Annotated in this window: 1 rRNA gene (only partly in view); it reads right to left on the bottom strand. The window is 56.5% G+C overall.

Annotated elements, in window-relative coordinates:
* Positions 1 to 35 precede the first annotated feature (35 nt).
* Positions 36 to 1,866 (bottom strand): 23S ribosomal RNA (locus ACF09E_RS35680) (it continues 1,366 nt past the right edge of the window).

Below are 1,866 nucleotides of genomic sequence, written 5' to 3'. Positions count from 1 at the left end.
TTGCTTCAGAACTAACACAGTGGACGCGAGCAACTGAGGACAAGCCCTCGGCCTATTAGTACCGGTCAGCTCCACCCATTACTGGGCTTCCACATCCGGCCTATCAACCCAGTCGTCTACTGGGAGCCTTACCCTCTCAAGGAGGTGGGAATACTCATCTCGAAGCAGGCTTCCCGCTTAGATGCTTTCAGCGGTTATCCCTCCCGAACGTAGCCAACCAGCCATGCCCTTGGCAGGACAACTGGCACACCAGAGGTTCGTCCGTCCCGGTCCTCTCGTACTAGGGACAGCCCTTCTCAATATTCCTACGCGCACAGCGGATAGGGACCGAACTGTCTCACGACGTTCTAAACCCAGCTCGCGTACCGCTTTAATGGGCGAACAGCCCAACCCTTGGGACCGACTCCAGCCCCAGGATGCGACGAGCCGACATCGAGGTGCCAAACCATCCCGTCGATATGGACTCTTGGGGAAGATCAGCCTGTTATCCCCGGGGTACCTTTTATCCGTTGAGCGACGGCGCTTCCACAAGCCACCGCCGGATCACTAGTCCCGACTTTCGTCCCTGCTCGACCCGTCGGTCTCACAGTCAAGCTCCCTTGTGCACTTACACTCAACACCTGATTGCCAACCAGGCTGAGGGAACCTTTGGGCGCCTCCGTTACCCTTTGGGAGGCAACCGCCCCAGTTAAACTACCCATCAGACACTGTCCCTGATCCGGATCACGGACCGAGGTTAGACATCCAGCACGACCAGAGTGGTATTTCAACGGCGACTCCACCATGACTGGCGTCACGGCTTCAAAGTCTCCCACCTATCCTACACAAGCCGAACCGAACACCAATATCAAACTGTAGTAAAGGTCCCGGGGTCTTTCCGTCCTGCTGCGCGAAACGAGCATCTTTACTCGTAGTGCAATTTCACCGGGCCTATGGTTGAGACAGTCGAGAAGTCGTTACGCCATTCGTGCAGGTCGGAACTTACCCGACAAGGAATTTCGCTACCTTAGGATGGTTATAGTTACCACCGCCGTTTACTGGCGCTTAAGTTCTCAGCTTCGCCCTGTCGAAACAGAGCTAACCGGTCCCCTTAACGTTCCAGCACCGGGCAGGCGTCAGTCCGTATACATCGCCTTACGGCTTCGCACGGACCTGTGTTTTTAGTAAACAGTCGCTTCTCGCTGGTCTCTGCGGCCACCCCCAGCTCACGGAGTAAATCCGATCACCAGTGATGGCCCCCCTTCTCCCGAAGTTACGGGGGCATTTTGCCGAGTTCCTTAACCATAGTTCACCCGAACGCCTCGGTATTCTCTACCTGACCACCTGAGTCGGTTTAGGGTACGGGCCGCCATGAAACTCGCTAGAGGCTTTTCTCGACAGCATAGGATCATCCACTTCACCACAATCGGCTCGGCATCAGGTCTCAGCCTTAATGTGTGACGGATTTGCCTATCACACGGCCTACACCCTTACCCCGGGACAACCACCGCCCGGGCTGGACTACCTTCCTGCGTCACCCCATCGCTTACCTACTACCACCTTGGGTCGACGGCTCCACCACTTTCCATTCCCCGAAGGGTCCGGAACGGCTTCACGGCCTTAGCATTAATGGGCTCGATATTGGGCGTTTCAAAGCGGGTACCGGAATATCAACCGGTTGTCCATCGACTACGCCTGTCGGCCTCGCCTTAGGTCCCGACTTACCCTGGGCAGATCAGCTTGACCCAGGAACCCTTAGTCAATCGGCGCACACGTTTCTCACGTGTGTATCGCTACTCATGCCTGCATTCTCACTCGTGAACCGTCCACAACTCGCTTCCGCGGCTGCTTCACCCGGCACACGACGCTCCCCTACCCATCACAACG

The organism is Streptomyces sp. NPDC014891 (assembly GCF_043081085.1).
Classification (GTDB): domain Bacteria; phylum Actinomycetota; class Actinomycetes; order Streptomycetales; family Streptomycetaceae; genus Streptomyces.
Note: the sequence above shows the minus strand (reverse complement) of the source record. Positions and strands in the feature narration are given on the sequence as shown.